The organism is Ramlibacter sp. AN1133 (assembly GCF_037890035.1).
Lineage (GTDB): Bacteria > Pseudomonadota > Gammaproteobacteria > Burkholderiales > Burkholderiaceae_C > Ramlibacter.
Genome location: NZ_JBBKTQ010000018.1, coordinates 16,688 through 40,268, shown reverse-complemented (window position 1 = coordinate 40,268; position 23,581 = coordinate 16,688). Strand labels below are relative to the sequence as shown.

The following is a 23,581-nucleotide window of genomic DNA, read 5'->3' as shown; positions in this document are numbered from 1 at the left end:
CAACCTACAATCGCCGGCACTCCATGAGCACCCTCATCGTTTCCCTGCCGCTGGAGCCCGCCTCCGGCGCCACCGAGTGGGCCTTCGCCGTCACGCCCGACGGGCGCACGCTCGCCGACCACGGCAGGTCGCCCGCCGCGCTGCTGCCGCAGCCGCGCGGCGCCGGCGCCGAGGTGGTGGCCCTGGTGCCGGTGCAGGCGCTGGCCTGGCACCGCGTGGACCTGCCCAAGGGCGTGGGCCCCGGCACCCCGCGCATGCGCACGGCGCTGGAAGGGGTGCTGGAAGAGCGCCTCCTCGATGAAACCGAGGCGGTGCATTTCGCGCTGCAGCCCGGTGCGCGCGCCGGCGAGCCCGCCTGGGTCTGCGTGTGCGACCGCGCCTGGCTGCGCGGCGCCCTGCAGGTCCTCGAAAGCGCGGGCCGGCCCGCCACCCGCATCGTCCCGGAGTTCGCGCCCGAGGGCCGGCCGGCCCTGGCCGTGATTGGCGACCCCGAGCAGCCGGTCGTGGTGACCAGCAGCGACGAGGGCGTGATCAGCCTGCCCCTGAGCGCCGCGGCCCTGGCGCTGCTGCCGGGGCTGCCCGAAGACGCCCCGCGGCTGGCCGAACCCGCGGTCGCCGGCCTGGCCGAACAGGTGCTGCAGCAGAAGCTCACGCTGCAGCAGGCGCCGCAACGCTGGCTGGACGCGGCCCGCACCCGCTGGGACCTGGCGCAATTCGATTTCGCCAGCTCCGCCCAAGCCCGCACGTTCAAGAAGATCGCCACCAGCTGGGGCGAAGTGCTGCACGCGGCGGCCTGGCGGCCGGCGCGCTGGGCGGCCGTCGCCCTGGTGGCGATCCACCTCGTGGGCCTCAACGCCTGGGCCTGGAAGGAACGGGCCACCCTGGCGGCCCAGCGCGAGGCCGTGAGGCGCACCCTCACCGACACCTTCCCGCAGGTGCGGGTCGTCGTCGATGCGCCGGTGCAGATGGAACGCGAGGTGGCGGCGCTGCGCCAGCAGACCGGCGTCGCCTCCGCGCGCGACCTCGACGCGGTGCTCGGCGCCCTGGCCTCCGCCCTGCCCCAGGGCCGCGTGCCCGCCAGCCTGGAATTCAACGGCACGGAACTGCGCGCCGGCGGGCTGGCGCTGTCGCCGGCGGAATTCGGCGGCACCGCCGCCACGCTCAAGGCGCTGGGCTACGCCGCCAACGCGGATGGCAATGCGATCGTGGTGGCGGCGGAGGATGCCCGATGAACATGGAGCTGTTGCGCCAGCGCTTCCGGGCGCTCGCCCCGCGCGAACAGGCACTGGTCGCCGGCGCGGTGATCGTGGTGGCCCTGGCCCTGGTCTGGTGGGTCCTGCTCGGGCCCGCCGTCGCCACCCTGCGCACCGCCGAAGCCCAGCACCGCGCGCTCGACACGCAGCTGCAGCACATGCGGCGCCTGCAGTCGCAGGCCCGCATGATGCAGTCGCAGCCGCGCCAGAGCCACGACGAGGCGATGCGCCAGCTCGAAGCCGCGATCCGCGAACAGCTCGGGGTGAGCGCGCGCTACACGATCGCGGGCGAGCGCGTCACCATCACGCTGCTGAACACGCCGGCCGAGGGGCTGGCGCGCTGGCTGACGCAGGTGCGCAGCAACGCGCGCGCCCTGCCCGGCGAGGCCAGGCTCGCGCGCAACGCCACGGGCGGCTGGGACGGCACACTGGTCGTCACGCTGCCGGCGCGGTAGCCGCGTGGCGCGCGGCAAGCGTTCCGTCCGCGAGGTTCCCTGGGGGTGGGCCTTCGGCGGCGCCGCACTCGGATTGCTCGTTGCCTTCGTCACCTTCGCGCCGGCGCGCTGGCTGGCCGCCGGCGTCGAACGCCTTTCGGGCGAGCGCGTGCTGCTCTCGGATGCGCGCGGCACCGTGTGGGACGGCTCCGCCCGCGTGATCCTGACCGGCGGCCCGGGCAGCACCGACGCCGCGGCTTTGCCGGGGCGGGTGGCCTGGGAGCTGCATCCGCGCTGGAACGGCGTGGCGGCGGCGCTACGCGCCGAATGCTGCACCCCCCAGCCCGTGGCGGTGCGGGCCCGCTGGCGCTGGGGCGGCCCCGCGCTGCAGGTGGGCGACGCCCGTTCCGAGTGGCCCGCCAGCGTGACGGCGGGCCTGGGCACGCCCTGGAACACTTTGCAATTCGACGGCGACTTGCGGCTGACCACGCAGGGCCTTTCAGTAGAATGGTCCGAAGGCCGCGCGGCGATCGCCGGGCGGGCCGAGCTGGTGGCGCTGCGCGTCGCGTCGCGCCTGTCTACCCTGAGGCCCATGGGCAGCTACCGCATCACCGTGCAAGGGGGCACGCCCGCCACCTTGCACCTGGAGACCCTGGAGGGCAGCCTGCAGCTGTCCGGAAGCGGGCAATGGGTGGGCGAGCGGCTGCACTTCCGCGGCGAAGCCAGCGCCGCACCGGACCGCGAGGCCGCGCTCGCCAACCTCCTGAACATCATCGGACGGCGCAGCGGCGTCCGTTCGATCATCTCCATCGGCTAGAGAGAGCCAGAAACGCCTGCCATGAATTTCCGATCCGCCCTCGCCTCGCTCGCAGTGGTGCTGCTGCTGGCCGGCGCGCCCGGCATGCTGTACGCGCAACGCGCCAACGAGCCGATCACGCTGAACTTCGTCAACGCCGAGATCGAGGCGGTGGCGCGCACCATGGCCGCCATCACCGGCCGCAACATCGTGGTCGACCCGCGGGTGAAGGGCACGATCACGCTGTCCACCGACCGCCCGGTGCCGCCCCGGGCCGCCTTCAACCAGTTCGTGGCGACGCTGCGGCTGTCCGGCTTCACGGTGGTCGAATCCGGCGGGCTGCTCAAGGTGGTGCCCGAAGCGGAAGCCAAGCTGCAGGGCGGGCAGGTCACGGTGGACGGCGGCATCTCGGGCAACCAGATCGTCACGCAGATCTTCCGCATGAACTACGAGAGCGCGGGCAACCTGGTGCCGATCCTGCGGCCGCTGATCAGCCCCAACAACACGATCAACGTGAACCCCGGCAACAACTCGCTGGTGATCACGGACTACGCCGACAACCTGCAGCGCCTGGCCCGCATCATCGCGGCGCTGGACATCCCCAACGCCACCGACGTCGAGGTGATCAACCTGCAGAACGCGCTGGCGGTGGACCTCGCGCCGGTGGTGCAGCGGCTGGTGGACGCCTCGGGCACCGGCGCGCCGGCGGGCCAGGGGCAGGTGGACACTTCGGCCCGCACCACGATCGTGGCCGAGCCGCGCAGCAATTCGCTGATCGTGCGCGCCGCCAACCCGGCGCGGCTGAACCTCGTGCGCTCCGTCGTCGCGCGGCTGGACGTCGCGGGGCAGGCAGGCGTCGGCGCGGCCGGCAACATCCACGTCGTGTACTTACGCAACGCGGATGCGACCAAGCTGGCGCAGATCCTGCGCGCGGCAATCGCGAGCACGAGCGGGACGGGCGCGGCGGGCGGCGGTGGCGCAGTGTCCGGTGGGGCAGCCAGCCCGCCCGGCGTGACCAGCGGCCTCAGCGGTGCCGGCGCCGGCACCGGCACCAGTGCCGCCAACACGCCGATCGCGCCCTCGGCCCAGCCCTCCACCGGCGGGCAGGTGCAGGCCGATCCCGCCACCAATTCGCTGATCATCACCGCGCCCGAGCCGCAGTACCGGCAGCTGCGCGCCGTGATCGACCAGCTCGATGGCCGCCGCGCGCAGGTGCTGGTGGAAAGCCTGATCGTCGAAGTGAACAACGACAAGGCGGCGGAGTTCGGCATCCAGTGGCAGAACATCGTGGGCAATGCCGGCAGCAGCGTGATCGGCTTCCTGGGCAGCAACTTCAGCGCCGCCGTGGCCGGGGCGAACATCATCAACCTCGCGACGCAGAACGGCGGCACCTCGGTGGTGACGCCCGGCTCCGGCTTCAACATCGGCGTGGCGCGCAGGATCGAAGGCCGGGTCGTCCTGAGCGCGCTGGCACGCTTCTTCGAGAGCAGCGGCGACGCCAACGTGCTGTCCACGCCCAACCTCATGACGCTGGACAACGAGGAAGCCAAGATCGTCGTCGGCTCCAACGTGCCGTTCGTGACGGGCCAGTTCACCAACACCGGCGCCTCGGGCAACACGGTCAACCCGTTCCAGACCATCGAGCGCAAGGACGTCGGCCTCACGCTGCGCGTGAAGCCGCAGATCGCCGAGAACGGCACGGTGCGCCTGACGATCTACCAGGAAACCTCCAACGTCGACCAGCAGACGCGTGCGGATCCCAACGGCCCCACGACCACCAAGCGCACCATCGAGACCAACGTGCTGGTGGACGACGGCCAGATCATCGTGATCGGCGGGCTGCTGCAGGACCAGTACGGCAACAACCAGGAAAAGGTGCCCGGCCTCGGCGACGTGCCGGTTCTCGGCGGCCTGTTCCGCAGCGAAGCCCGCAGCCGCAAGAAGAGCAACCTGATGGTGTTCCTGCGGCCCGTGGTCGTGCGCGACCAGGCCAGCAGCGATGCGCTCTCGCTGGATCGCTACGACCTGATGCGCACCAAGCAGCAGAACACGCAGCCGGCGCCCAGCGGAGTGCTCAAGGGCGTGGAGGGTGCTGCGGTCGTGCCAGAGCCGCTCCAGCCCATCCCCCAGGGGTTCAACCCCTCGTCGCCGCTGACGGCGCCACCCGCCACGACCGCACCCAGCGCCCGCTAGGCAGTTCCATGCGCTACCCCCTGCCCTACGCGTTCGCGCGCAGCCAGCAGCTATTGCTGGAAGACGACGGCCACCAGTACGTGCTGTGGCACGCCGGCGCGCCGCAGCCCGCGTGGAGCGAGGTGCTGCGCAAGTACCCGGTGCGCAAGCTGGAGCAGCTCGATCCCGGCGAGCTCGCGCAGCGCATCAGCGCCGCCTACGCCCAGGGCGAGTCGAGCGCCGCCACGGTGGTGAGCGAGGTGCAGAACGACGCCGACCTCACCCGCATGATGCAGGAACTGCCCGCGGTGGAGGACCTGCTGGAGGCGAGCGACGACGCACCCATCATCCGCATGCTCAACGCGCTGCTCACGCAGGCCGCGCGCGACGGCGCCAGCGACATCCACATCGAGGCCTACGAGCGGCACTCCTCCGTGCGGTTCCGCGTCGACGGCGCGCTGCGCGAGGTGGTGCAGCCCAATCGCGCGCTGCACGCGGCGCTGATCTCGCGCCTGAAGATCATGGCGGAACTGGACATCGCCGAGAAGCGCCTGCCGCAGGACGGCCGCATCTCGCTGCGCATCGGCACCCGCGCGGTGGACGTGCGCGTGTCCACCATCCCGAGCGCGCACGGCGAGCGCGCCGTGCTGCGTCTCCTGGACAAGAGCGAGACGCGCATCAGCCTCGAATCGGTCGGCATGACGGGCGACACGCTGCAGCGCTTCCTGCACCTGATCGAGCAGCCGCACGGCATCATCCTCGTGACGGGCCCGACCGGCTCGGGCAAGACCACCACGCTGTACGCGGCACTCAGCCGGCTCGACGCGTCCACCAGCAACATCATGACGGTGGAGGACCCGATCGAGTACGAGCTGCCCGGCATCGGGCAGACGCAGGTCAACCCGAAGATCGACCTCGATTTCGCCAAGGCGCTGCGCGCGATCCTGCGCCAGGACCCGGACGTGATCATGATCGGCGAGATCCGCGACTACGAGACCGCGCAGATCGCCATCCAGGCTTCGCTGACCGGCCACCTCGTGCTGGCCACGCTGCACACCAACGACGCGGCCAGCGCGGTCACGCGCCTGACCGACATGGGCGTGGAGCCCTTCCTCCTGAGCTCGTCGATCCTGGGCGTGCTGGCGCAGCGCCTGGTGCGCAAGCTGTGCGAATACTGCAAGGTGGAAGTGGAAGGCGTGGCGCGCGGCTGCCAGCACTGCGGCTACACCGGCTACCACGGCCGCACGGGCATCTTCGAGCTGATGACCGCGGACGAGCGCATCCGCGCCCTGATCCACACCCGCGCCGGCGAGGCGGCGATCCGCGAGACGGCGCTCGCCTCCGGCCTGCGGCTGATGCGCGAGGACGGCGAACGCCTGATCCGCGAAGGGATCACCTCGCGCGAGGAAGTGCTGCGCGTGACGCGGGACTGAGCGCTGGGGTTGGCGCGCTGGCGCGGCTCACCGCCAGCCTACCGGGCGCGCTCGGGCTCGTGCCTCGGACCCGGCTCCCTGATCGGGTACTGCGGGCCGCGTTCCTTCTCGATCGGCGGGGCCTTCTCGTCCTGCTGCTGCGGCTTCGGCATCGGCGGCACCGGCTGCGGCTGCTGCTGTTGCTGGGCCCGCGGCTTGTCCGAGGCGGGCCTGAATTTCGTCTTGAACATCACCATGGAGGGCTCCTCAATCCGGCGTCTGCACGAAGTTCGTGTGGCCGCCGACGCCCGGCTGCTTCTTGTCTTCGTGCGTGGGCTGGTCGGGCACCAGCTCGCGCTCGTCCTGGCCCGCCTGCGGGTTGGACTGCGGAATGCGGCCGCGCTCCGGTTGGGGATGCGCCAGCCCGTGGTCGATAGGGGTACGGTCTTCCGGCATCGCTCTTCCTTTCACGATGCCATGGTGCGACGCGCCGGCGCCGGCGCGCTTAGGCTGCATGCGCGGCGGTGCCTAGTCCGCGCCCGCGCGCGGCTGTCAGTGCCTGACTACAGCGCGGCGGGGCAGCCCAGCCGGTCCGCAAGGTCCAGCAGGTCGCGGCTGTGCAGGTCGTTCTCCGGCCGCGGGCCCACGTCCTTGGGCTGGTCGCGCCCGAACTCGAAGGGCCGCTCGACATAGGCGGTGCGCAGCCCGCAGGTGCGCGCGGCGGCCAGGTCGTCGTGGTGCGCGGCGACCAGCATCACGCGCTCGGGCGGGACGTCGAACACCTTCGCCGCCCCGAGATAGGTCGCCGGGTCGGGCTTGTACGCGCGGAACACCTCGGCCGAGAGGATGCAGTCCCAGGGCAGGCCGGCGCGCTTGGCCATGCGCGTGAGCAGGCCCAGGTTGCCGTTCGACAGGGTGCAGCAGATGTACTTCGCCTTCAGGCGCTTCACGCCCTCCACCGCGTCCGGCCACGGATCGAGCCGGTGCCAGGCGCGATTGAGGTCCGCGCGCGCGGCCTCGTCCAGGTGGGCCAGGCCGAACTGCGGCAGGATCCGGTCGAGGATCATGCGGTGCAGGTCGTCGATCAGCGTCCAGCCCAGCTCGCCCGAGCGCACGCGCGCCATCGCCGGCTGGTAGCCGGCGCGCCACGCCCGCGCGAAAGCGGCGCCATCCACCTGCGGATGCGCGTGCGCCAGCTCGCGTGCGATGCTGCCGTGCCAGTCGACGACGGTGCCGAAGATGTCGAACACGAGGACCTCGACGCGCTCGGCGTCGGGCCAGGGCGAAGCGGGTGCGTTGGGCATGCGCGCAGTGTAGGCGGCCCGGCGCGGGAACCAAAGTACGCCACCCGCGCTCCATCCCCCACGCTGATCAGCCCCGGGGAGCGCGCATGAAGCCGAACGTATCGTCCAGGGCGAGGTGGGCCTTCGCGCTCTCCCTCGCCGCCGTCGCGGCCGCCGCGGCCGCCGCCTATGCGGTCACCGCCGGCCGCTATGCCACCTACGAGATCCGCTCGCGCGAGCCGGTCTCGGGCCTCATCGCGGGGGCGCCGGTGGAGTTCCACGGCGTCGAGGTGGGGCAGGTGCGCGAGGTACGGCTGGCCGATCCGCGCAGCGTGCGCGTGCTGCTGGCAGTGCGCCGGGACGCGCCGGTCAGCAGCGCCACCGTCGCGACCATCACCGGCCGCGGGCTGGCCACGCGCGGCTTCACGGGCTACGTGTACGTGAGCCTGGAGGACCGCGGCGCCCCGGGCGCGCCGCTCGCGGTGCCGAAGGACGGCGCGCACCCGGTGATCGCCAGCGCGCCGGCGCAGACGGTGAGCCTCGACACCACCATGGGCGAGCTGAACGAGAGCGTGCAGCGCGTGACGGCCCTGCTCGAAGGCACGCTGGACCGCGGCACCGTCGCCTCCATGAAGCAGTCGCTCGCCAGCCTGGAGCAGCTCACGCGCACGCTGGCCGCCAACAACGGGCGCATCGAGAGCTTCCTCGCCAACGCCGAACGCGCCAGCGCGCGCATGCAGCCGCTGCTGCAGTCCAGCGACGACGTGCTGCATTCGCTGCGCACGCGCATCCTGCCCGAGACGCAGCAGACCCTGGTGCGGCTGGACGACCTCTCGACCTCCACGCGCCAGCGCATGGGGGTGATCCTGGACAACACCGAGCGTGCCAGCACGCAGCTGCAGCCGCTGCTGCAATCGGGCAACGAGACCGTGCGCGCGCTGCAGCTGCAGCTGTTGCCCGAGGCCCAGCGTACATTGGCGCGCATGGAGCACCTCTCGAGCACCCTGGACGACACCGCCACCCGCATCCAGCGCAACCCCTCGGTCCTGTGGCGCGGCGCCCGCCCCGTGCCGGTCGGCCCGGGCGAGGCGCAATGACGCGGGCGGGGCTGCGCCTCGTCGTTCGACTCGGCGCGGCGGCGCTGCTGGCCGGCTGCGCGCTGCCGCCCGCCGAGCCCGCCGTCACGAGCTCGTTGATCGACCAGTTGCCGGCGGACCTGCCGCGCGGACCGCGCGCACCGCTCACCTTGCTGGTGCTCGGGCCGCAGGCGCGGCCGGCATACGACACGAAGCGCATGGCGTACAGCCTGCGCCCCCACCACCTCGCCTACTACGGCCGCAACGAATGGGCCGAGACGCCGCCGCAGATGCTGCAGCCGCTGCTGGTGCGCGCACTCGAGGCGACCGGGCGCTTCCAGGCGGTGCTGGTGCCGCCCCATGCCGGTGCGGCCACGCACTCGCTGCAGGTCGACGTGCAGGAACTGCTGCAGGACTTCGAGGCGCAGCCGCCGGTGCTGCGGCTGGTGCTGCATGCACAGGTGGTGGATGCGGCGCGGCAGGTCGTGGCCTCGCGCGAATTCGCGGCGCGGCAGGCGATGGGCGAGGCGACGCCCGCGGGCGGCGTGCGCGCGGCCAACGAAGCCACGGCGCGCCTGGTGCGCGAGCTCGCGGCCTTCGTGCTCGAACAGGCGCGCTAGCTGGCCCGCGAGACTACGCGGCGAGCGGCTGCAGTTCGGAGTCCGCGAGCTGGCCGTCGGCCAGGCGGTAGCCCCCGCCGCGCACCGTCTCGATGGCGGCTTCGTGCAGCTTCTGGCGCAGGTGATGGATGTGCACCTGCAGCGCCGTGGCACTCGGCGTGCCCTCGCCGGCGTCCTTGAGCAGGCCGCCCGCCGGCACCGCCTGCGGGAACGAGCGCGCCAGGCACAGGAGGATGTCGAACTCCGCGCGCGTGAGCACCACCAGCCGGCCGTGGTAATGGCAGGTGCGCTGCACGAGGTCGAGTTCCAGTTCGCCGTGGCGCACCGGCGCACCGGCCACCGCACGGCGCCGGAACACGGCGCGAACCAGTGCTTCCAGCTCGCGCAGGTCGAAGGGCTTCTTCACGAACTGGTCGGCGCCGGCATCGAGCAGGCGCACGCGCGAATCGAGGTCGTGGCGGCCGGTGATCACGACCACCGGGGTGCGCGCGTCGGGCGCTTGCGGGCCGGTGCTGGCGCGCAGGCGCCGCAGCAGCGTCTCGCCGTCGCCGTCACCGAGGCACAGGTCGAGGAACACCAGGTCGAAGGCCTGCTCGCACAGCAGCTGCCACGCGGATGCGGCGTCCTGCAGCACGACCGCACCCGCCCCGAGCTTGCGCAGCATTCCCTGCAGGATGACGGCCGTGACCGGGTCGTCCTCGACGATCAGCACCTGTTTTCCGTCCATCATTCTTGTTCCGGGGCGCACCCGCGGTGCCCGCCCCTGCGGTACGACATGCAAACCAGTATAGGGGTGGCTCGGCAGCGCGGCGCCTTCGCTCGGGGCCTGTCGTCAGCCTCCGGGAAGCATCTTGCGCAATGTGTGGTCCTTGAGCACCAGGTGGTGGCGCAGGGCCGCGGCGGCATGCAGCACGACGACGCCCGTAAACGCGTAGGCGAGCCAGCGGTGCACGTCGATCAGCGTGCGGAACAGGTGTTCGTTGCGCGCGATCAGGTCCGGCGCATCGAGCCAGGAGAAGATCGGCGTCGGGTAGCCGCCGGCCGACGACATGAGCCACCCCGTCACGGGCACCGCGAACATCAGGGCGTACAGCCACAGGTGAACGAAGAGAGCGCTCACCTGCTGCCAGGGCGGCAGCCCATCGACAAAACGGGGCAACGCATTCGTCAGGCGCCACACCATGCGTGCCCCTGCCCCCGCAAGCGCGATCATGCCGAGCGCCTTGTGCACCAGGATCAGGGTGATCTTCTCGCGGTCGTACCCGACATCGGGGAGTTGCACCATGAAAATCCCCAGCCCGACGAGGCCCGCCAGCAGCGCCGCCATCGCCCAGTGCAGGACGATGGCGATCCAGCCATAGCGTTCCGGGGTGTTGGCGAGCGTCGCGCGGCCCATGGCGCGCAGTATGGGCGAGGAAAGGGCCCCGGGGTGTTTGCCGGCCCCGGGGCCCAACCACCCTTTCCCGAGGTGGAGGAGACAACTTGCACAGGCCGCGTGCCCTCGGCCTGTCGAAAAATATGTAGCAGGTTTTGGGCCAGCCCGGATGCGCTCACCAGCCGATGGCCTTGGGCAGCCAGGTGGCGATGGCGGGAAAGGAGAACACCAGCACGATCCCGACCAGCTGCAGCCCCACGAACGGCACGATCCCCGTGTAGATGTGGCGGGTGCTGATCTCCGGCGGCGCCACCCCGCGCAGGAAGAACAGCGCCCAGCCGAAAGGCGGGGTGAGGAAGGAGGACTGCAGGTTGACGGTGATCAGCATGGCCAGCCACACCATGTCCACCTTGGCGGCCACGAAGATCGGCAGGAACAGCGGCACCGCGATGTAGCTGATCTCGATCCACTCGATGAAGAAGCCGAGCACGAAGATCAGCGCCATCAGGAACCACACCGCCGTCGCCGTGCCGCCGGGCAGCAGCCTGAACAGGTCCTCGATCAGCAGTTCGCCCTGCAGGCCGCGGAAGGCGAGGCTGAAGACCTGCGAACAGATCAGGATGAACAGCACCATCGCGGACGTGCGCATGGTGCTGCGCATCACCTCGCGCAGGACATCCATGCTCAGGCGCCGGGCGGCGGCCACGACCACGATCGAGCCGAGCGCGCCCATCGACGCCGCCTCGGTCGGCGCAGCGATGCCGGCGATGATCGAGCCGAGCACGGCGAGCACCAGCGCGAGCGGCGGCAGGGCCACCTTGAACACGCGCGACCAGAGCACGTAGCGGGTGAGCGAATCGCGTTCCGCCTTGGGCAGCGGCGGCATGGACTGCGGGCGGAACACGCCGTTGGCGACGATCCACAGGATGTAGAGGCCCGCCAGCATCAGGCCCGGCAGCACCGCGGCCGCGAACAGCGTGCCCACCGACAGCTGCATGATGTCCGACAGCAGGATCAGCACCAGGCTGGGCGGGATGATCTGCCCCAGCGTGCCGGAGGCGCAGATCGCGCCGCACGAGATGGCCGGATCGTAGCCGCGCCGCAGCAGCGTCGGCAGCGTGAGCAGGCCCAGCGTGATGACGGTGGCGCCGACGATGCCGGTGGTCGCGCCCATGAGGACCCCCACCAGCACGATCCCCAGGGCCATGCCGCCGTGCAGGCCGCCCGCGAGGTGGCCGATCACGTCCAGCAGGTCCTCGGCCAGCCGCGACTTCTCCAGCATCACGCCCATGAACACGAACAGCGGGATCGCCAGCCACTGGTAGTTCGCCACCACGCCGTAGATGCGCGCGGGCAGCAGGTTGAACAGGCTCTCGCCGAAGCCGAGGAAGCCGAAGAAGAAGCCGCTGGCCGCCAGCGTGATCCCCACGGGCACGCCGATCAGCAAGAGCCCGAAGAAGCCGATCAGCAGCCCGATGGCGAGCATCTCGTTCAGGCTCATCGCCCTGCCCTCCTGAAGCGCAGCACGGCCTGCACGCCTTGCGCCGCCGCCTGCAGCGCGAAGAGGGCGAAGCCGGCGGGGATCAGGGCCTTGAGGATCCAGCGGTGCGTGAGGCCGCCGGGGTCCGCGGAGATCTCGTTGACCGCATACGACTGCTCCACGAAGCGCAGGGAATAGCGGATGACGAGCAGCGCGAAGGCCACCGCGAGCAGGGCGGAGAGCACGTCCACGAGGGCCTGCGTGCGCGGCGGGTACTTCGCGTAGAAGATGTCCACCCGCACGTGGTCGCCCTTCTGCAGGGCGTAGGTCATGCCCGCCAGCACCAGCGGCGCCAGCAGGTGCCATTCGAGTTCCTGTGCCCACACCGATCCGATGCTGAAGGCGTAGCGCAGCAGGACGTCGGTGGCCATCAGCACCACGATGGCCAGCGTGAGCCAGGCGGCGGCGCGCCCGACCGCGTCGATGGCGCGCTCGATGCCCCGCACCACGCTTTGCGCGCCGGGCGCGCGGGGCGGCGGCGTGCCGCCGGAGTCCGTCACCCGCATCGCCTCAGGCGGCGAGGATCTTGGCGTGATAGGGACCTTCGCTGTAGCCCGCCCAGGCCTCGTACTTCTTCTTGTACGCCATGTACGAGTCGTGCACCTTCTTCGTCAGCGGGTCCTTCGCGGTGGCGTCCGCCAGCACCTGGGTGGTGACCTCGCGCAGGCGCTTGACCACCTCGTCCGGCAGGGGGCGGGCAATCACGCCCTGGTTCTTCACCAGGTCCTCCATCGCCTCCGCGTTGGTGCGCTGGCACCAGGCCTCGCTGATCACGTTGCAGGCGGCCGCGGCGTTCTCCACGATCGCCTGCAGGTCCTTGGGCAGCTTGTCCCAGGCAGCCTTGTTGACCAGGAGTTCGGACACGGTGGCGGTCTCGTGCCAGCCGGTCGTGTAGTAGTACTTGGCGGCCTTGTGCAGGCCCAGCTTGCGGTCCTGGAACGGGCCCACGAATTCGGCCGCGTCGATCACCCCGCGCTCCAGCGCGGGAAAGATCTCGCCGCCGGGCAGCAGCTTCACGTCGACGCCCAGCGCCGCGTACACGCGGCCGGCCAGGCCGGGAATGCGCATCTTCAGGCCCTTGAGGTCGCCGCTGTTGCGGATCTCCTTCTTGAACCAGCCCGTCATCTGCACGCCGGTGTTGCCGCACGGCATGGCCACCAGCCCGAAGGGGGCGTAGACCTCGTTCCACAACTGCTGGCCGCCGCCGTCGTACAGCCAGCCGTTCATGCCCTGGAAGTTCAGCCCGAAGGGCACGGCGCAGAAGTACTGCGCGGCAAAGGTCTTGCCGGTCCAGAAATAGCTGTTGGCGTGGTTCATCTCCACCGTGCCGGCGCGCACCGCGTCGAAGCCTTCCAGCGCGGGGATCAGCTCGCCCGCCCCGAACACCTGGATGCGCAGCCGCCCGTTGGACATCGCGTTGATGCGTGCCGCGAGATCCGTCGCGCTGCCTGGGCCCTCCATGTAGAAGGGCGAGCCCTTGCCGTAGGCGCTCGTCATCTTCCAGGAGAAGTTCTGCTGTGCCCGGGCGACCATCGGGAAGGCCAGGGCCGCGCCCGCGGCGGCCGTGACCGAACCCCTGGCAAGCAGGCTGCGTCGCGTGGTTGTCATGCTGCGGTGTCCTCGAAGGGTGGCGCGCTCGCCACCGGTGCACCAGCACGGCGCTGGCGAGTGTTGGCATGCATACGTTGTGCCATCCACCACGCAGGCGCCGTGCGCCAAGCCCGTGCGTGGATGCACGGGCCTGGCGCACTATCGGACCGGCGGAAGCTTTCGTGCTACCGGGAAAACGCGAGCGGCTCCTGCAATTGCGGTGCTGCGGTGCCGCAAGTCCCGTTCAGGCGGCGAGCGCCGGCTTCTCCGCGGAGAGCACCTCCAGCCGCGGACGCGAGCGTGCGAGCCATTCCTGCGGCACGTCCAGCAGGATGCGGCTGTCCACCTGGTCGATGCGCGTGTGGCCGCACAAGGCCATCGTCACGTCGAGCTCCTTGTGGATCATCTCCAGGCATTTCGTGACGCCCTGCTCGCCCATCGCGCCAAGGCCATAGACATAGGGGCGGCCGATGTAGGTGCCGCGCGCGCCCAGCGCCACGGCCTTGAGCACGTCCTGCCCCGAGCGGATGCCGCCGTCCATGTGCACCTCGATGCGCTGGCCCACCGCCTCCACGATGGCCGGCAGCGCGGAGATCGAGGACTGCGCGCCATCGAGCTGGCGGCCGCCGTGGTTGGACACGATCAGCGCGTCGGCGCCGCTATCTACCGCCAGCCGTGCGTCCTCCACGTCCTGGATGCCCTTGAGGACCAGCTTGCCGCCCCAGCGGTCCTTGATCCACTCCACGTCCCGCCAGGACAGCGCCGGGTCGAACTGCCTGGACGTCCACTCCGACAGCGAACCCATGTCCGCGACGCCCTTCACGTGGCCGACGATGTTGCCGAAGTGGCGGCGCGGCGTGCCCAGCATGCCCAGGCCCCAGCGCGGCTTGGTGGCCATGTTCAGGATGTTGGGCAGCGTCAGCCTGGGCGGCGCCGACAGCCCGTTGCGCAGGTCCTTGTGCCGCTGCCCGATGATCTGCAGGTCCAGCGTGAGCACCAGCGCGGAACACGCAGCGGACTTCGCGCGGTCGATCAGGCCCTCGATGAAGTGCCGGTCCTTCATCACGTACAGCTGGAACCAGAAGGGATCGCCGCCGAGCGCGGTGGACACGTCCTCGATCGAGCAGATGCTCATCGTGGAGAGCGTGAACGGCACGCCGAAGCGGCGCGCCGCCCGGGCCGCGAGGATCTCGCCGTCCGCATGCTGCATGCCGGTGAGGCCCACCGGGGCCAGCGCGACCGGCATCGCCACCTCCTGGCCGACCATGGTGGTGCGCGTGCTGCGGTTCTCCATGTTCACGGCCACGCGCTGCCGCAGCAGCAGCTTGCCGAAGTCGCTCTCGTTGGCGCGGTAGGTGCTCTCCGTCCACGAGCCCGAATCGGCGTACTCGTAGAACATGCGCGGCACCCGCTTCTTCGCCAGCAGGCGCAGGTCCTCGACGCAGGTGACGACGGTCATGGCTTCCTCCTCGCGCGTGCGGCTTGCCGCAGCATGCAGCGGGCCGCGGGCCACCCCTTGACATGCATCAAGCCGCCCCGGCCTTCGCCCGCGCCCCGCTCAGAAGGTGCTCCACTCGCCGTTCGCGGCGTGCGGCTTCGCGGGCGCCGCCGAGGCGAAATGCGGGGTCGCCACGACGGCGGGCTTGAACGCGATCGCACCGGGCGCGCTGCGCGCGGGCCGCGCCGGCGCCGGCATGGCGGGCGCCGCGTCTTCCCGGGTGCGCGCCGCCTGCGGCACCTCGCCCGCGATGCGGAAGCGCGCCACCGTGCGCAGCAGCGTGGCGGCCTGTTCCTTCATCGACTCGGTCGCGCCGGTCGCCTCCTCCACCAGCGAGGCGTTCTGCTGCACCACCTGGTCCATCTGCGTCACCGCGGTATTGACCTGCTCGATGCCCGAACTCTGCTCGTGGCTCGCGGCCGCGATCTCGCTGATCAGGTCGCTGACCTTCTTGACGGAGGCAACGATGTCGTCCATGGTGCGGCCGGCCGCTTCCACCAGCCGCGAACCGGCGTCCACCTGCTCCACCGAGCCGCCGATCAGCGTCTTGATCTCCTTGGCCGCCGCGGCGCTGCGCTGCGCCAGCGTGCGCACCTCCGCGGCCACGACGGCGAAGCCGCGGCCCTGTTCGCCGGCGCGCGCCGCCTCCACCGCCGCGTTCAGCGCGAGGATGTTGGTCTGGAAGGCGATGCCGTCGATCACGCCGATGATCTCGGAGATCTTGCGCGAGGACTCGGAGATGCCGGTCATCGTCTGCACCACCTGGCCCACGACCTCGCCACCCTTGCGCGCGACCTGCGACGCATCGACGGCAAGCTGGCTCGCCTGCCGTGCGTTCTCGGCGTTCTGCGTGACGCTGGAGGTGAGTTCCTCCATCGAGCTGGCGGTCTCTTCCAGCGTGCTGGCCTGTTCCTCGGTGCGCTGCGACAGGTCCACGTTGCCCTGCGCGATCTGCGTGCTGGTCTGGGCGACGACTTCGGCGCCCGTGGCGACCTCGCCGACCAGGTGCCGCAGCTTGCGCGTCATCTCCGCCACGGCTTGCAGCAGCAGGCCCGGCTCGTCGCGGCGCGTCGTGTGGATGTCCGCGCTCAGGTCGCCGGCGGCGACGCGGCGGGCCGCTTCCACGGCCTCGGCGATCGGCGCCGTGATCGTGCGCGCCACCAGCCATCCGAACAGCACGCCGAGCACCGCGCACACCGCCGCGGCACCGACCAGGGTGTTGAGGCCCGCCTGGTAGGTCGCGTTGGCCTGGCGCACCTCGTCGCGTGTTTCTTCCTCGAGCACGTCCACCAGCTTGTCCAGCGCGTCGTTGTAGCCCGCCTGCGCGCGGTCGATCTTGTCGACCAGGAGGGTGCGCGCGTCGTCGATGCGGCCGGCCTCGACCAGCTGGACGAACTCGGTCTCGAGCGAGAGATAGCTGTTGCGGGTCTCGCCCATCGCCTCGAGCGAGCGCTTCGCGTTGCCTTCCTGCACGATCTTCACCAGCTCGCCGCGCAGGCGGTCGCGTTCGGTGCGGTCGGTCCGGATCGCGTCGAGCTGCGCCTTGCGCGCCTCGGGCGCGGCCGAGAGTGCCGCGTACATGTGCTTGGCCGCGCCTTCCAGGTGCGCGTGCCATTCGCCCGCGTACATGATGCCCGGCGAGTGGTGCTCCGCGATGTCGTCGACGCTCTGCTTGAGCGAGCCGAGGCTGCTCACCCCCACCCCCATCATCGCCATCGTCAGGATCACCAGCAGCCCGAAGGCCAGGGCCAGCTTCTTCATCACGCGCAGGTTCTCGAACATGTCCACGCCCTCCGGCTTGTTGTTGGCTGGGAGGTAGCATGCGGGGAACGAAACAATTTGTTTCTTGACGGCCATCAAACGTGCCGTCCGCCGCGGACAGGCGGTGTGCTCCGGGGGCGCAGAAGGCGCCCGGTGCCACATCCTGACGGCCCGCGGCAGTGGTGCCGCGGCGACGCTCAGACCGCGAGGTTGTCGATCAGGCGCGTGGCGCCCAGCCGCGCGGCGCCGAGGGCCACGAGCGCGTCGCCCGGCGCGGGAACCTGCAGGTCGGACCGGCGGCGCAGCACGAGGTAATCGGGCTTCCAGCCGCGTTGCGCGAGCGTCGCCATGGCCGCGCCCTCGATGGCGGCCAGGTCGCCGCCCTCGCGTGCCTGCTCGCCCATGCGCGCGAGGATGCGTGACAGCTGCACGGCTTCGGTGCGCTCCGCGGCCGAGAGATAGCCGTTGCGCGAAGACAGCGCGAGCCCGTCCGCGTCGCGGCAGGTCGGGACAGCCACGATCTCCAGGGGCATGGCGAACTGCCGCACCATGCGGCGGATCACGAGCAGCTGCTGGTAGTCCTTCTCGCCGAAGACGGCCGTGCGCGGCTGCACGCACTGGAACAGCTTCATCACCACCGTGCAGACGCCGGTGAAGAAGCCGGGGCGGAACTGGCCTTCGAGCAGGTCCGCCAGCTCGGGATCGGGCAGCACCTTGAAGGTCTGCGGTTCGGGATAGAGGTCGCGCTCGGTGGGCGCGAACAGCAGGTCGCAGCCGGCGGCCGCGAGCTTCTGCGCGTCCACCCCGAGGGTGCGCGGGTAGCTGTCGAAATCCTCGTGCGGCAGGAACTGCAGCCGGTTGACGAAGATGCTGGCCACCGTCACGTCGCCGAGCTCGCGGGCGCGATGCACCAGCGCGAGGTGGCCGTCGTGCAGGTTGCCCATCGTGGGCACGAAGGCGGGACGGCGGAACGAGGACAGGCACTCGCGCAGCTCGGCGATGGTATGGACGATGTGCATGGGGCGCTTCCGGGGGTGGACGCCGAGGATGCGGGCGCAGTGGCTCGCGGCGGTTGACATTCGTCAAGCGGCGCGATGCGCGCGAGCGCCTTGCCGCGGCTCATGCCGCGATGGGATCATGCGGGGATGGTGGCGAGCGCGGCATGAAGGTCGATGCGGGTGAAGGATTCCTCGGCGTGCTCATGCTCGAGACACGGTTCCCGCGCCCGGTCGGCGACGTGGGCCATCCGGAGACGTACAGGCGCGCGGGCATCCCGGCGCGCTTCGCGACCGTGCGCGGCGCCTCGCCGCAACGGATCGTGCGGGAAGCGGACCCTGCCTTGCTGCAGCCGTTCCTGGAGGCGGCGCTTGAACTGGAGCGCCAAGGCGCGGCACTGCTGTCGACCAGTTGCGGCTTCCTGGCTTCGTACCAGGCAAGCCTGTCGCGCGCCGTCGCCGTGCCGGTCATCACCTCCAGCCTGCTGCAGGTGCGACGCTTCGCGCGGCCGGGCATCGTGACGATCGCCGCCGAATCCCTGGGCCCGGCCATTCTCGAAGCCGCCGGGGTTCCCGCGGGAGCGCCCATCCAGGGCGTGGAGCCCGGCTGCGAGTTTCATCGACGCATCCTCGGCGACGAGGGCACGCTGGACTTCGCGCAGGCCGAGCGGGATGTGGTGTCGGCGGCGCTGGAGCTCGTGCGCCGCCACCCTGGCGTGAGCGACATCGTCCTCGAGTGCACGAACATGCCGCCGTACCGGGACGCCGTCGCGCGGGCCACGGGTTGCGCCGTGCACGACATCGAGACCTTGTTGCTGGCGCAATGGGCGGCCCTGGCCCGTGGGCGGGTGCGACGCTAGCTGCCCGCATCGGCCGCACGCGTCGGCCTGTCGCTCAAGCCATCGGCCCCGTGGTGACCGCGTACAGCGCAACGGCGAGAAAGTGGAGCGTGCTGCCCGAGAGCACGAAGAGATGCCAGACGAAGTGGGCGTAGCGGTAGCGGCCATCCAGCAGGAAGAACAGGGCGCCGACCGTGTAGGCCACGCCACCGGCGACGAGCAGCATCAATCCCCTGGCGCCGATGCGCTCGATCATGGGCGGCACCGCCACCAGCGCGATCCATCCCATGCCGACGTACAGCCCCGTCGACCACAGGGGATGCCGCAGCCGGTTCAGGAGCTTGGCCAGCGTGCCCACCGCGGCGATGCCCCAGACCACGCCGAACAGGGACCAGCCCCACGGACCCCTGAGCGGGCCGAGCGTGAAGGGCATGTAGCTGCCGGCGATGAAGAGGTAGATGCTGGCGTGGTCCAGCCGGTTGAACCTGCGCTTCCAGGCGCCGTGCGGCAGGGCGTGGTAGACCGTCGACGCGAAGTAGAGGACGGCCATCGTGGAGGAGAACAGCACCGCGCCCACCACCGTGGCGGCAGTGCCCTGGCGTGCCGCGATGGCCACGAGGATCGGCAGGGACGCCAGCGCCAGCAGCAGGCCGAAGCCGTGGCTCACGGCGTTGAGCAGTTCCTCGCGCGGGGTCTGGAGGCGCGCGCCCGCAGCCGCAGCCCCCCGCGCCTCAGGTTGGTCCGGAGGCAGCATTCGCGTGTCCGCGCACCCGCTCCGTTTCGGCGCGGGCGATCTCGAACAGCTTGCCGGCAAGCTGGCGCACTTGCTCGATCTCGATCTCCTGTGCCGGCCGCAGCGGCATGGGTCCCGGAATCATCGTCCGTTGGTGGAGGGCGAAGCTCGTCTCCAGCGTCAACAGCCGGTCCGCAGCGCATCGCCAGGCGGCGAAGGAGGGGGTGATGGGAAGGATCTTTGTCATGGGCGCCTCCTGAGGCACAACGGCCACAGTAGACCGTCGAGCCTGCTCCGTCTGTGCGCTAGCGCGCGCAGGCGGCAGGAAAGCACGCGCCGAGGGCTGTCGCTCCGGCAGCGGCGCGGATTCAGGTTCCCTCAGTACCCGACGCTGGATGCGGGCACGTCGACCCGCACCACCGGCTTGCCGAGCGCGGCGCTTGCGCAACGGCCGAACTGGTGGGCCCACGCCGCGTCGGCGAACCGGGCAGGACCGGCGGCCTGCGCCACCACGAACACCTTGTCCGCGATCAGCACCTTGCCCGTCGGGCGCAGGGGCTCGCAGCCCATCTCCGTGAACTGCTCGTCGAGCCAGGCCCGAGCCGCCTCGGGTGTCATCGGCTCCGCCTTTTCCAGGTCGATCCGCACCGGTGCGGCATCCTTGAACGTGACGCTCACTTCGCTCCTCATGCCGGCTCCTGTCCTCTTCGGATGTGTTGGCGGGAATTATGGCGCTGCGGGTTCGGGCGGTTCGTCAACGGGGCAACTATGCGGCGTTGGGATTTGAAAGGCGGATGGAGAAACGCCCCCGGACCTGCGAGAGGTGCGGGGGCGTTCGTGATCTGGTGGCCTGGGGCGGAATCGAACCACCGACACGCGGATTTTCAATCCGCTGCTCTACCAACTGAGCTACCGGGCCGTGAGGGGGAGATTATAGCAGGGTGGGGAGCAGCTCCCGACGAAGTGAGCGCTCGGAACGCCCCCCAGCGCCCCCACCCCGGCCCTCCCCCGGAGGGGGAGGGAGGAAGACCAAAGTCAGGCCGCGGACGACGTGTTGCGCTTGCCGCGCGAGAGGTCCACGCCCAGTTGCTTGAGCTTGCGATACAGGTGCGTGCGCTCCAGGCCCGTCTTCTCCGCCACGCGCGTCATCGAGCCGCCCTCCTTGGCGAGGTGGAACTCGAAGTAGCACTTCTCGAATTCGTCGCGTGCGTCGCGCAGCGGCTTGTCCAGTTCGAACACCTGGCGCGCCTGCGGGCCCATGTCGACCACCGGCGGCACGGTCTGGCCACCCGTCATCGCGGCTTCCACCGTGAGCTCCTGCACCGGCATCGGCACCACCACGCCCATGCCCGGCTTGCGCGCGGTGGGCACGGCCGCGAGCGACGGCGTGTTGCGCGCCAGCCCCGCCTCCACTGCCTTGAGCAGCTTCTGCATGGTGATCGGCTTCTCGAGGAACGAGTGCGCGCCGATCTTGGTCGCTTCCACGGCGGTCTCGATGGTGGCGTGGCCACTCATCATCACCACGGGCATGCTCAGGAGGCCGCTGGAGGACCATTCCTTGAGCAGCGTGACACCGTCCGTGTCGGGCATCCAGATATCCAGCAGCACCAGGTCGGGCCGCATGCGCTGCCGCGCGGCCCGGGCCTGCGCCGCGTTCTCTGCGAGTTCGACGGTGTGTCCTTCGTCGTTGAGGATCTCGGACAGGAGATCGCGGATCCCCAGTTCGTCATCCACCACCAGTATGTTTGCCATCAGCTTTCTTGCCCCAAACCGCCACTCGTTCATCCGGCGCCAGCCGGACCCCATCTGCCGGAGACCCCCTCCCAGGAACCCCCGTCACGAGTGCCCAGCCCACGATGCCGTTGTTAACTCGCAACTCCAAATGATAACGACACTTGAGCCCCGCGGATCACCCCGTCGGCCACTCGATTCTTCAGATCGATGCGGGCTCCGTGCTCATCCGCGATTTTTTTCACGACCGCCAACCCCAGGCCGGTGCCTTTGGTCTTGGTGGTCACGTAAGGCTCGAAGGCTCGTTTCAGGATGTGTTCCGGAAAACCGGTGCCGCTGTCCTGCACGATCAGCCGCACGCGGCGCGAAGCCTCGCTCCATTGCGTGCGCACGGTGACCTCGCGCTTCGTGCTCCCCTCGGTGGCATCTTGCGCGTTTTGCAGCAGGTTGTGGATGACCTGCCGCAATTGCTGCGCATCTCCCAGGATGCGCGGGCACGCCGGATCGAGCTCCACCCGCACCGGCACCTGCGAGGGTCCGCGCGCGGGGTCGCCCTCGCGCGCGTACAGGTGCAGCACGTCGTTGACCAGCGAGTTCAGGTCCACCGGCTTGAGTTCGGCGGCGGGCAGGCGCGCGTAATCGCGGAACTCGTTGACCAGCCGCTTCATCGACTCGACCTGCTCCACGATCGTGTGCACGGATTTGGCCAGCATCGCCCGTTCGGGCTCCCCCAGCTTGGAGGCGAGCTTCATCTCGATGCGTTCGGCCGAGAGCTGGATCGGCGTCAGCGGGTTCTTGATCTCGTGGGCGAGCCGCCGCGCGACCTCGCCCCAGGCCTGCGCGCGCTGCGCCGACACGATCTCGGAGATGTCGTCGAACACCAGCAGGCGGCCCTCGCTGGGCAGGGGCGCGCCGCGCGCGACGAGGGTCACCATGTTGGCGGCGGCCCCCGCATGGGCGGTATTGAGCTCGAAGGTCTGCTGCCAGTGGTCCACCAGGATCGTGTGCGTGCGCTCCTGCATGAAGTCGTCGAAGCGCTGCTGCACCTCGGTGCCGAAGGCCTCCAGCCCCGGCACTTCCGCCAGCCGGCGGCCGCGGTACATCTCCAGCGGCACGTGCAGGACCTCGGTGGCGCCGGGATTGGAGGTCTCGATGTGCCCCTGCGCATCGAGCACGATCACGCCGGCGGTGAGGTTGTCCAGGATGGTCTGCAGGTGGCCGCGCGCCGCGCTCACTTCGTCGATGCTCTTTTCGACGGCGTAGCGCGCGTCGGCCAGCTGCTGCGTCATGTCGGCGAAGGCGCGCGTGAGGCCGCCAAGTTCGTCCTTGCCCTGCAGCGCCGGCTTGGGCGAGAGGTCCCCGGCGGCCACCTCGCTCACGCCGGCGGCCAGCAGCAGCAGCGGGCGCGCGAGCTGGTTGCCCAGGATGATCGCCAGCAGCACCGCCCCGAACACCGCGAGGAACAGGCTCAGGGTCAGCGTGCCGATGTACATGCGCCGCAGGCCCTCGCGGGCCAGCGCCCGCTCCTGGTATTCGCGGTTGGCCTCCTGCACCGCGATCGCGTTGGCCACCAGCGTCGGCGGGATGGTGATGGTGGACTGCAGGAAGCGCGATTCCGCCAGCAGGCCCAGGCTCGGCTGCGGCACGGGCACGATCGCCTTGATGCGCCCGTTGCTGGCCGCCGTCGGGTCGTCGAGCCCCTCGACCAGGGTGACGCTGCGCTGCGCGCGCACGGCGCGCAGCTGCTGCGGCGTGGGCCGGTCGGGCGTGAGCTGGAAGCGCGAGGCGCCGGCGCTGGCGAGCATCTGCGCGTTGCTGTTCCACAGGATGACGTCGGTGGCGCCGAGCTGCTCGCGGATGCGTTCGAGCAGCAGCCCGGCGGAGGCATCCGGCGCCTCGGCCAGCTGGCCGGCGGCGTTGCGGGTCTTGCTGGCCAGGTCGCTGGAGAGCGTGTCCAGCGTGGCGCGCCCCAGGTTCAGGCCCGCCTCCAGCGCGCCTTCCACCTTCACGTCGAACCAGCTCTCGATGGAGCGCGAGACGAACTGGTAGGACACCGTGTAGATGAGGACGCCGGGCACCACCCCCACCAGCGTGAAGATCAGCGACAGCTTGACCAGCAGCCGGCTGCCGAACTTGCCGCGCCGCAGCCGCGAGGCGAGCCGCACGAACACCCACAGGATCACGGCCAGCAGCATGCCGGCGATGACGATGTTCAGCGCGAACAGGCGCCCGTAGTTGCGCTCGTAGAACTCGCGGTTGCTGGTGGCCTGCGTGAGCAGGAACATCAGCACGATGCCGATGCCGATGGCCACCGCGATGCCCACGACGATGGCCCAGCGCAAGGCGCGCGAGCTTTCGATCAGCTTGCGCGGCGGGCCTTCGGGCGGACGCGGCAAATTCATTCCAGCGCCCCCACGCTTGTCACTTCGTGTACGGCGCTGCCCCCCCGAGGGGGCCTTCGCGCCTTCGGGCG

At 70.5% G+C, this 23,581-nt stretch carries 24 protein-coding genes and 1 tRNA gene; 8 read left to right on the top strand and 17 right to left on the bottom strand.

Going from position 1 to position 23,581, the window contains the following annotated elements:
• The first annotated feature begins 23 nt into the window (after positions 1-23).
• The 5 genes from gspL to gspE are packed head-to-tail and all read left to right on the top strand — an operon-like array spanning position 24 to position 6,088.
• Positions 24-1,232 (top strand): type II secretion system protein GspL, encoded by a 1,209-nt coding sequence (gene gspL / locus WG923_RS21510; RefSeq protein ID WP_340353049.1) that lies wholly within the window; start codon positions 24-26, stop codon positions 1,230-1,232.
• On the top strand, positions 1,229-1,708 hold the full coding sequence (gspM, locus tag WG923_RS21505; protein WP_340353048.1) for a type II secretion system protein GspM: 480 nt from the start codon (positions 1,229-1,231) through the stop codon (positions 1,706-1,708). Before gspL ends, gspM begins: the two co-directional genes overlap by 4 nt.
• A gap of 4 nt (positions 1,709-1,712) precedes the next feature.
• Entirely contained in the window at positions 1,713-2,504 is a 792-nt protein-coding gene (gspN, locus tag WG923_RS21500) for a type II secretion system protein N (RefSeq protein WP_340353047.1), read from the top strand.
• A gap of 21 nt (positions 2,505-2,525) precedes the next feature.
• Positions 2,526-4,676, top strand: coding sequence for a type II secretion system secretin GspD (gene gspD, locus WG923_RS21495; protein WP_340353046.1), 2,151 nt, complete (start codon positions 2,526-2,528; stop codon positions 4,674-4,676).
• A gap of 8 nt (positions 4,677-4,684) precedes the next feature.
• On the top strand, positions 4,685-6,088 hold the full coding sequence (gene gspE, locus WG923_RS21490; protein ID WP_340353045.1) for a type II secretion system ATPase GspE: 1,404 nt from the start codon (positions 4,685-4,687) through the stop codon (positions 6,086-6,088).
• Positions 6,089-6,126: 38 nt separating this feature from the next.
• Here the strand turns inward: gspE and WG923_RS21485 are convergent, their stop codons facing one another.
• The 3 genes from WG923_RS21485 to WG923_RS21475 form a co-directional block, all read right to left on the bottom strand.
• Positions 6,127-6,324: a hypothetical protein gene (locus WG923_RS21485; RefSeq protein WP_340353044.1), complete on the bottom strand. Its 198-nt coding sequence runs from the start codon at positions 6,322-6,324 to the stop codon at positions 6,127-6,129.
• Between the two features lie 10 nt (positions 6,325-6,334).
• On the bottom strand, positions 6,335-6,523 hold the full coding sequence (locus WG923_RS21480) for a hypothetical protein (protein ID WP_340353043.1): 189 nt from the start codon (positions 6,521-6,523) through the stop codon (positions 6,335-6,337).
• Positions 6,524-6,630: 107 nt separating this feature from the next.
• The gene (locus WG923_RS21475; RefSeq protein ID WP_340353042.1) at positions 6,631-7,371 is read right to left on the bottom strand and encodes a haloacid dehalogenase type II; all 741 of its coding nucleotides are present in this window, start codon (positions 7,369-7,371) and stop codon (positions 6,631-6,633) included.
• 86 nt (positions 7,372-7,457) lie between these two features.
• On the opposite strand from WG923_RS21475, the gene WG923_RS21470 reads away from it, so the two are divergent.
• Together WG923_RS21470 and WG923_RS21465 are read left to right on the top strand one after the other, a co-directional pair.
• Positions 7,458-8,447: an MlaD family protein gene (locus tag WG923_RS21470; RefSeq protein WP_340353041.1), complete on the top strand. Its 990-nt coding sequence runs from the start codon at positions 7,458-7,460 to the stop codon at positions 8,445-8,447.
• The gene (locus tag WG923_RS21465; protein WP_340353040.1) at positions 8,444-9,046 is read left to right on the top strand and encodes an ABC-type transport auxiliary lipoprotein family protein; all 603 of its coding nucleotides are present in this window, start codon (positions 8,444-8,446) and stop codon (positions 9,044-9,046) included. The genes WG923_RS21470 and WG923_RS21465 overlap by 4 nt, the downstream gene beginning before the upstream one ends.
• A gap of 13 nt (positions 9,047-9,059) precedes the next feature.
• On the opposite strand, the gene WG923_RS21460 is transcribed toward WG923_RS21465, so the two are convergent.
• The 8 genes from WG923_RS21460 to panC form a co-directional block, all read right to left on the bottom strand.
• On the bottom strand, positions 9,060-9,776 hold the full coding sequence (locus tag WG923_RS21460) for a response regulator transcription factor (protein ID WP_340353039.1): 717 nt from the start codon (positions 9,774-9,776) through the stop codon (positions 9,060-9,062).
• 102 nt (positions 9,777-9,878) lie between these two features.
• Positions 9,879-10,442 carry a cytochrome b gene (locus WG923_RS21455; protein ID WP_340353038.1) on the bottom strand — a complete coding sequence of 188 codons (564 nt, stop codon included), beginning with the start codon at positions 10,440-10,442 and terminating at the stop codon, positions 9,879-9,881.
• 154 nt (positions 10,443-10,596) lie between these two features.
• Entirely contained in the window at positions 10,597-11,922 is a 1,326-nt protein-coding gene (locus WG923_RS21450; protein WP_340353037.1) for a TRAP transporter large permease, read from the bottom strand.
• Positions 11,919-12,461 carry a TRAP transporter small permease subunit gene (locus WG923_RS21445; RefSeq protein WP_340353036.1) on the bottom strand — a complete coding sequence of 181 codons (543 nt, stop codon included), beginning with the start codon at positions 12,459-12,461 and terminating at the stop codon, positions 11,919-11,921. The genes WG923_RS21450 and WG923_RS21445 overlap by 4 nt, the downstream gene beginning before the upstream one ends.
• Positions 12,462-12,471: 10 nt before the next feature.
• Positions 12,472-13,569, bottom strand: a complete 1,098-nt coding sequence (locus WG923_RS21440; RefSeq protein WP_340353035.1) for a TRAP transporter substrate-binding protein — start codon at positions 13,567-13,569, stop codon at positions 12,472-12,474.
• A 226-nt stretch (positions 13,570-13,795) separates the two neighbouring features.
• The gene (locus tag WG923_RS21435) at positions 13,796-15,010 is read right to left on the bottom strand and encodes an alpha-hydroxy acid oxidase (RefSeq protein WP_340353034.1); all 1,215 of its coding nucleotides are present in this window, start codon (positions 15,008-15,010) and stop codon (positions 13,796-13,798) included.
• A 99-nt stretch (positions 15,011-15,109) separates the two neighbouring features.
• Entirely contained in the window at positions 15,110-16,831 is a 1,722-nt protein-coding gene (locus WG923_RS21430) for a methyl-accepting chemotaxis protein (RefSeq protein WP_340353033.1), read from the bottom strand.
• 176 nt (positions 16,832-17,007) lie between these two features.
• The gene (gene panC / locus WG923_RS21425; RefSeq protein WP_340353032.1) at positions 17,008-17,829 is read right to left on the bottom strand and encodes a pantoate--beta-alanine ligase; all 822 of its coding nucleotides are present in this window, start codon (positions 17,827-17,829) and stop codon (positions 17,008-17,010) included.
• Positions 17,830-17,882: 53 nt separating this feature from the next.
• Between panC and WG923_RS21420 the strand changes: the two genes are divergently transcribed.
• Positions 17,883-18,665, top strand: coding sequence for an aspartate/glutamate racemase family protein (locus WG923_RS21420; protein ID WP_340353031.1), 783 nt, complete (start codon positions 17,883-17,885; stop codon positions 18,663-18,665).
• A 34-nt stretch (positions 18,666-18,699) separates the two neighbouring features.
• Here WG923_RS21420 and trhA read toward each other — a convergent pair whose 3' ends face one another.
• From trhA to WG923_RS21390, 6 genes are all read right to left on the bottom strand, one after another.
• Complete coding sequence (trhA, locus tag WG923_RS21415) at positions 18,700-19,398, bottom strand: PAQR family membrane homeostasis protein TrhA (protein WP_340353030.1); 699 nt, start codon at positions 19,396-19,398, stop codon at positions 18,700-18,702.
• Complete coding sequence (locus WG923_RS21410) at positions 19,376-19,624, bottom strand: hypothetical protein (protein WP_340353029.1); 249 nt, start codon at positions 19,622-19,624, stop codon at positions 19,376-19,378. Before WG923_RS21410 ends, trhA begins: the two co-directional genes overlap by 23 nt.
• Before the next feature lie 131 nt (positions 19,625-19,755).
• Positions 19,756-20,067, bottom strand: coding sequence for a hypothetical protein (locus WG923_RS21405; protein ID WP_340353028.1), 312 nt, complete (start codon positions 20,065-20,067; stop codon positions 19,756-19,758).
• A 153-nt stretch (positions 20,068-20,220) separates the two neighbouring features.
• Positions 20,221-20,296: transfer RNA gene (locus WG923_RS21400), tRNA-Phe, on the bottom strand.
• 116 nt (positions 20,297-20,412) lie between these two features.
• Complete coding sequence (locus WG923_RS21395) at positions 20,413-21,129, bottom strand: response regulator (protein ID WP_340353027.1); 717 nt, start codon at positions 21,127-21,129, stop codon at positions 20,413-20,415.
• Between the two features lie 113 nt (positions 21,130-21,242).
• A complete protein-coding gene (locus tag WG923_RS21390; protein ID WP_340353026.1) occupies positions 21,243-23,510 on the bottom strand; it encodes a sensor histidine kinase in 2,268 nt (755 codons plus the stop codon).
• Between the last annotated feature and the right edge of the window lie 71 nt (positions 23,511-23,581).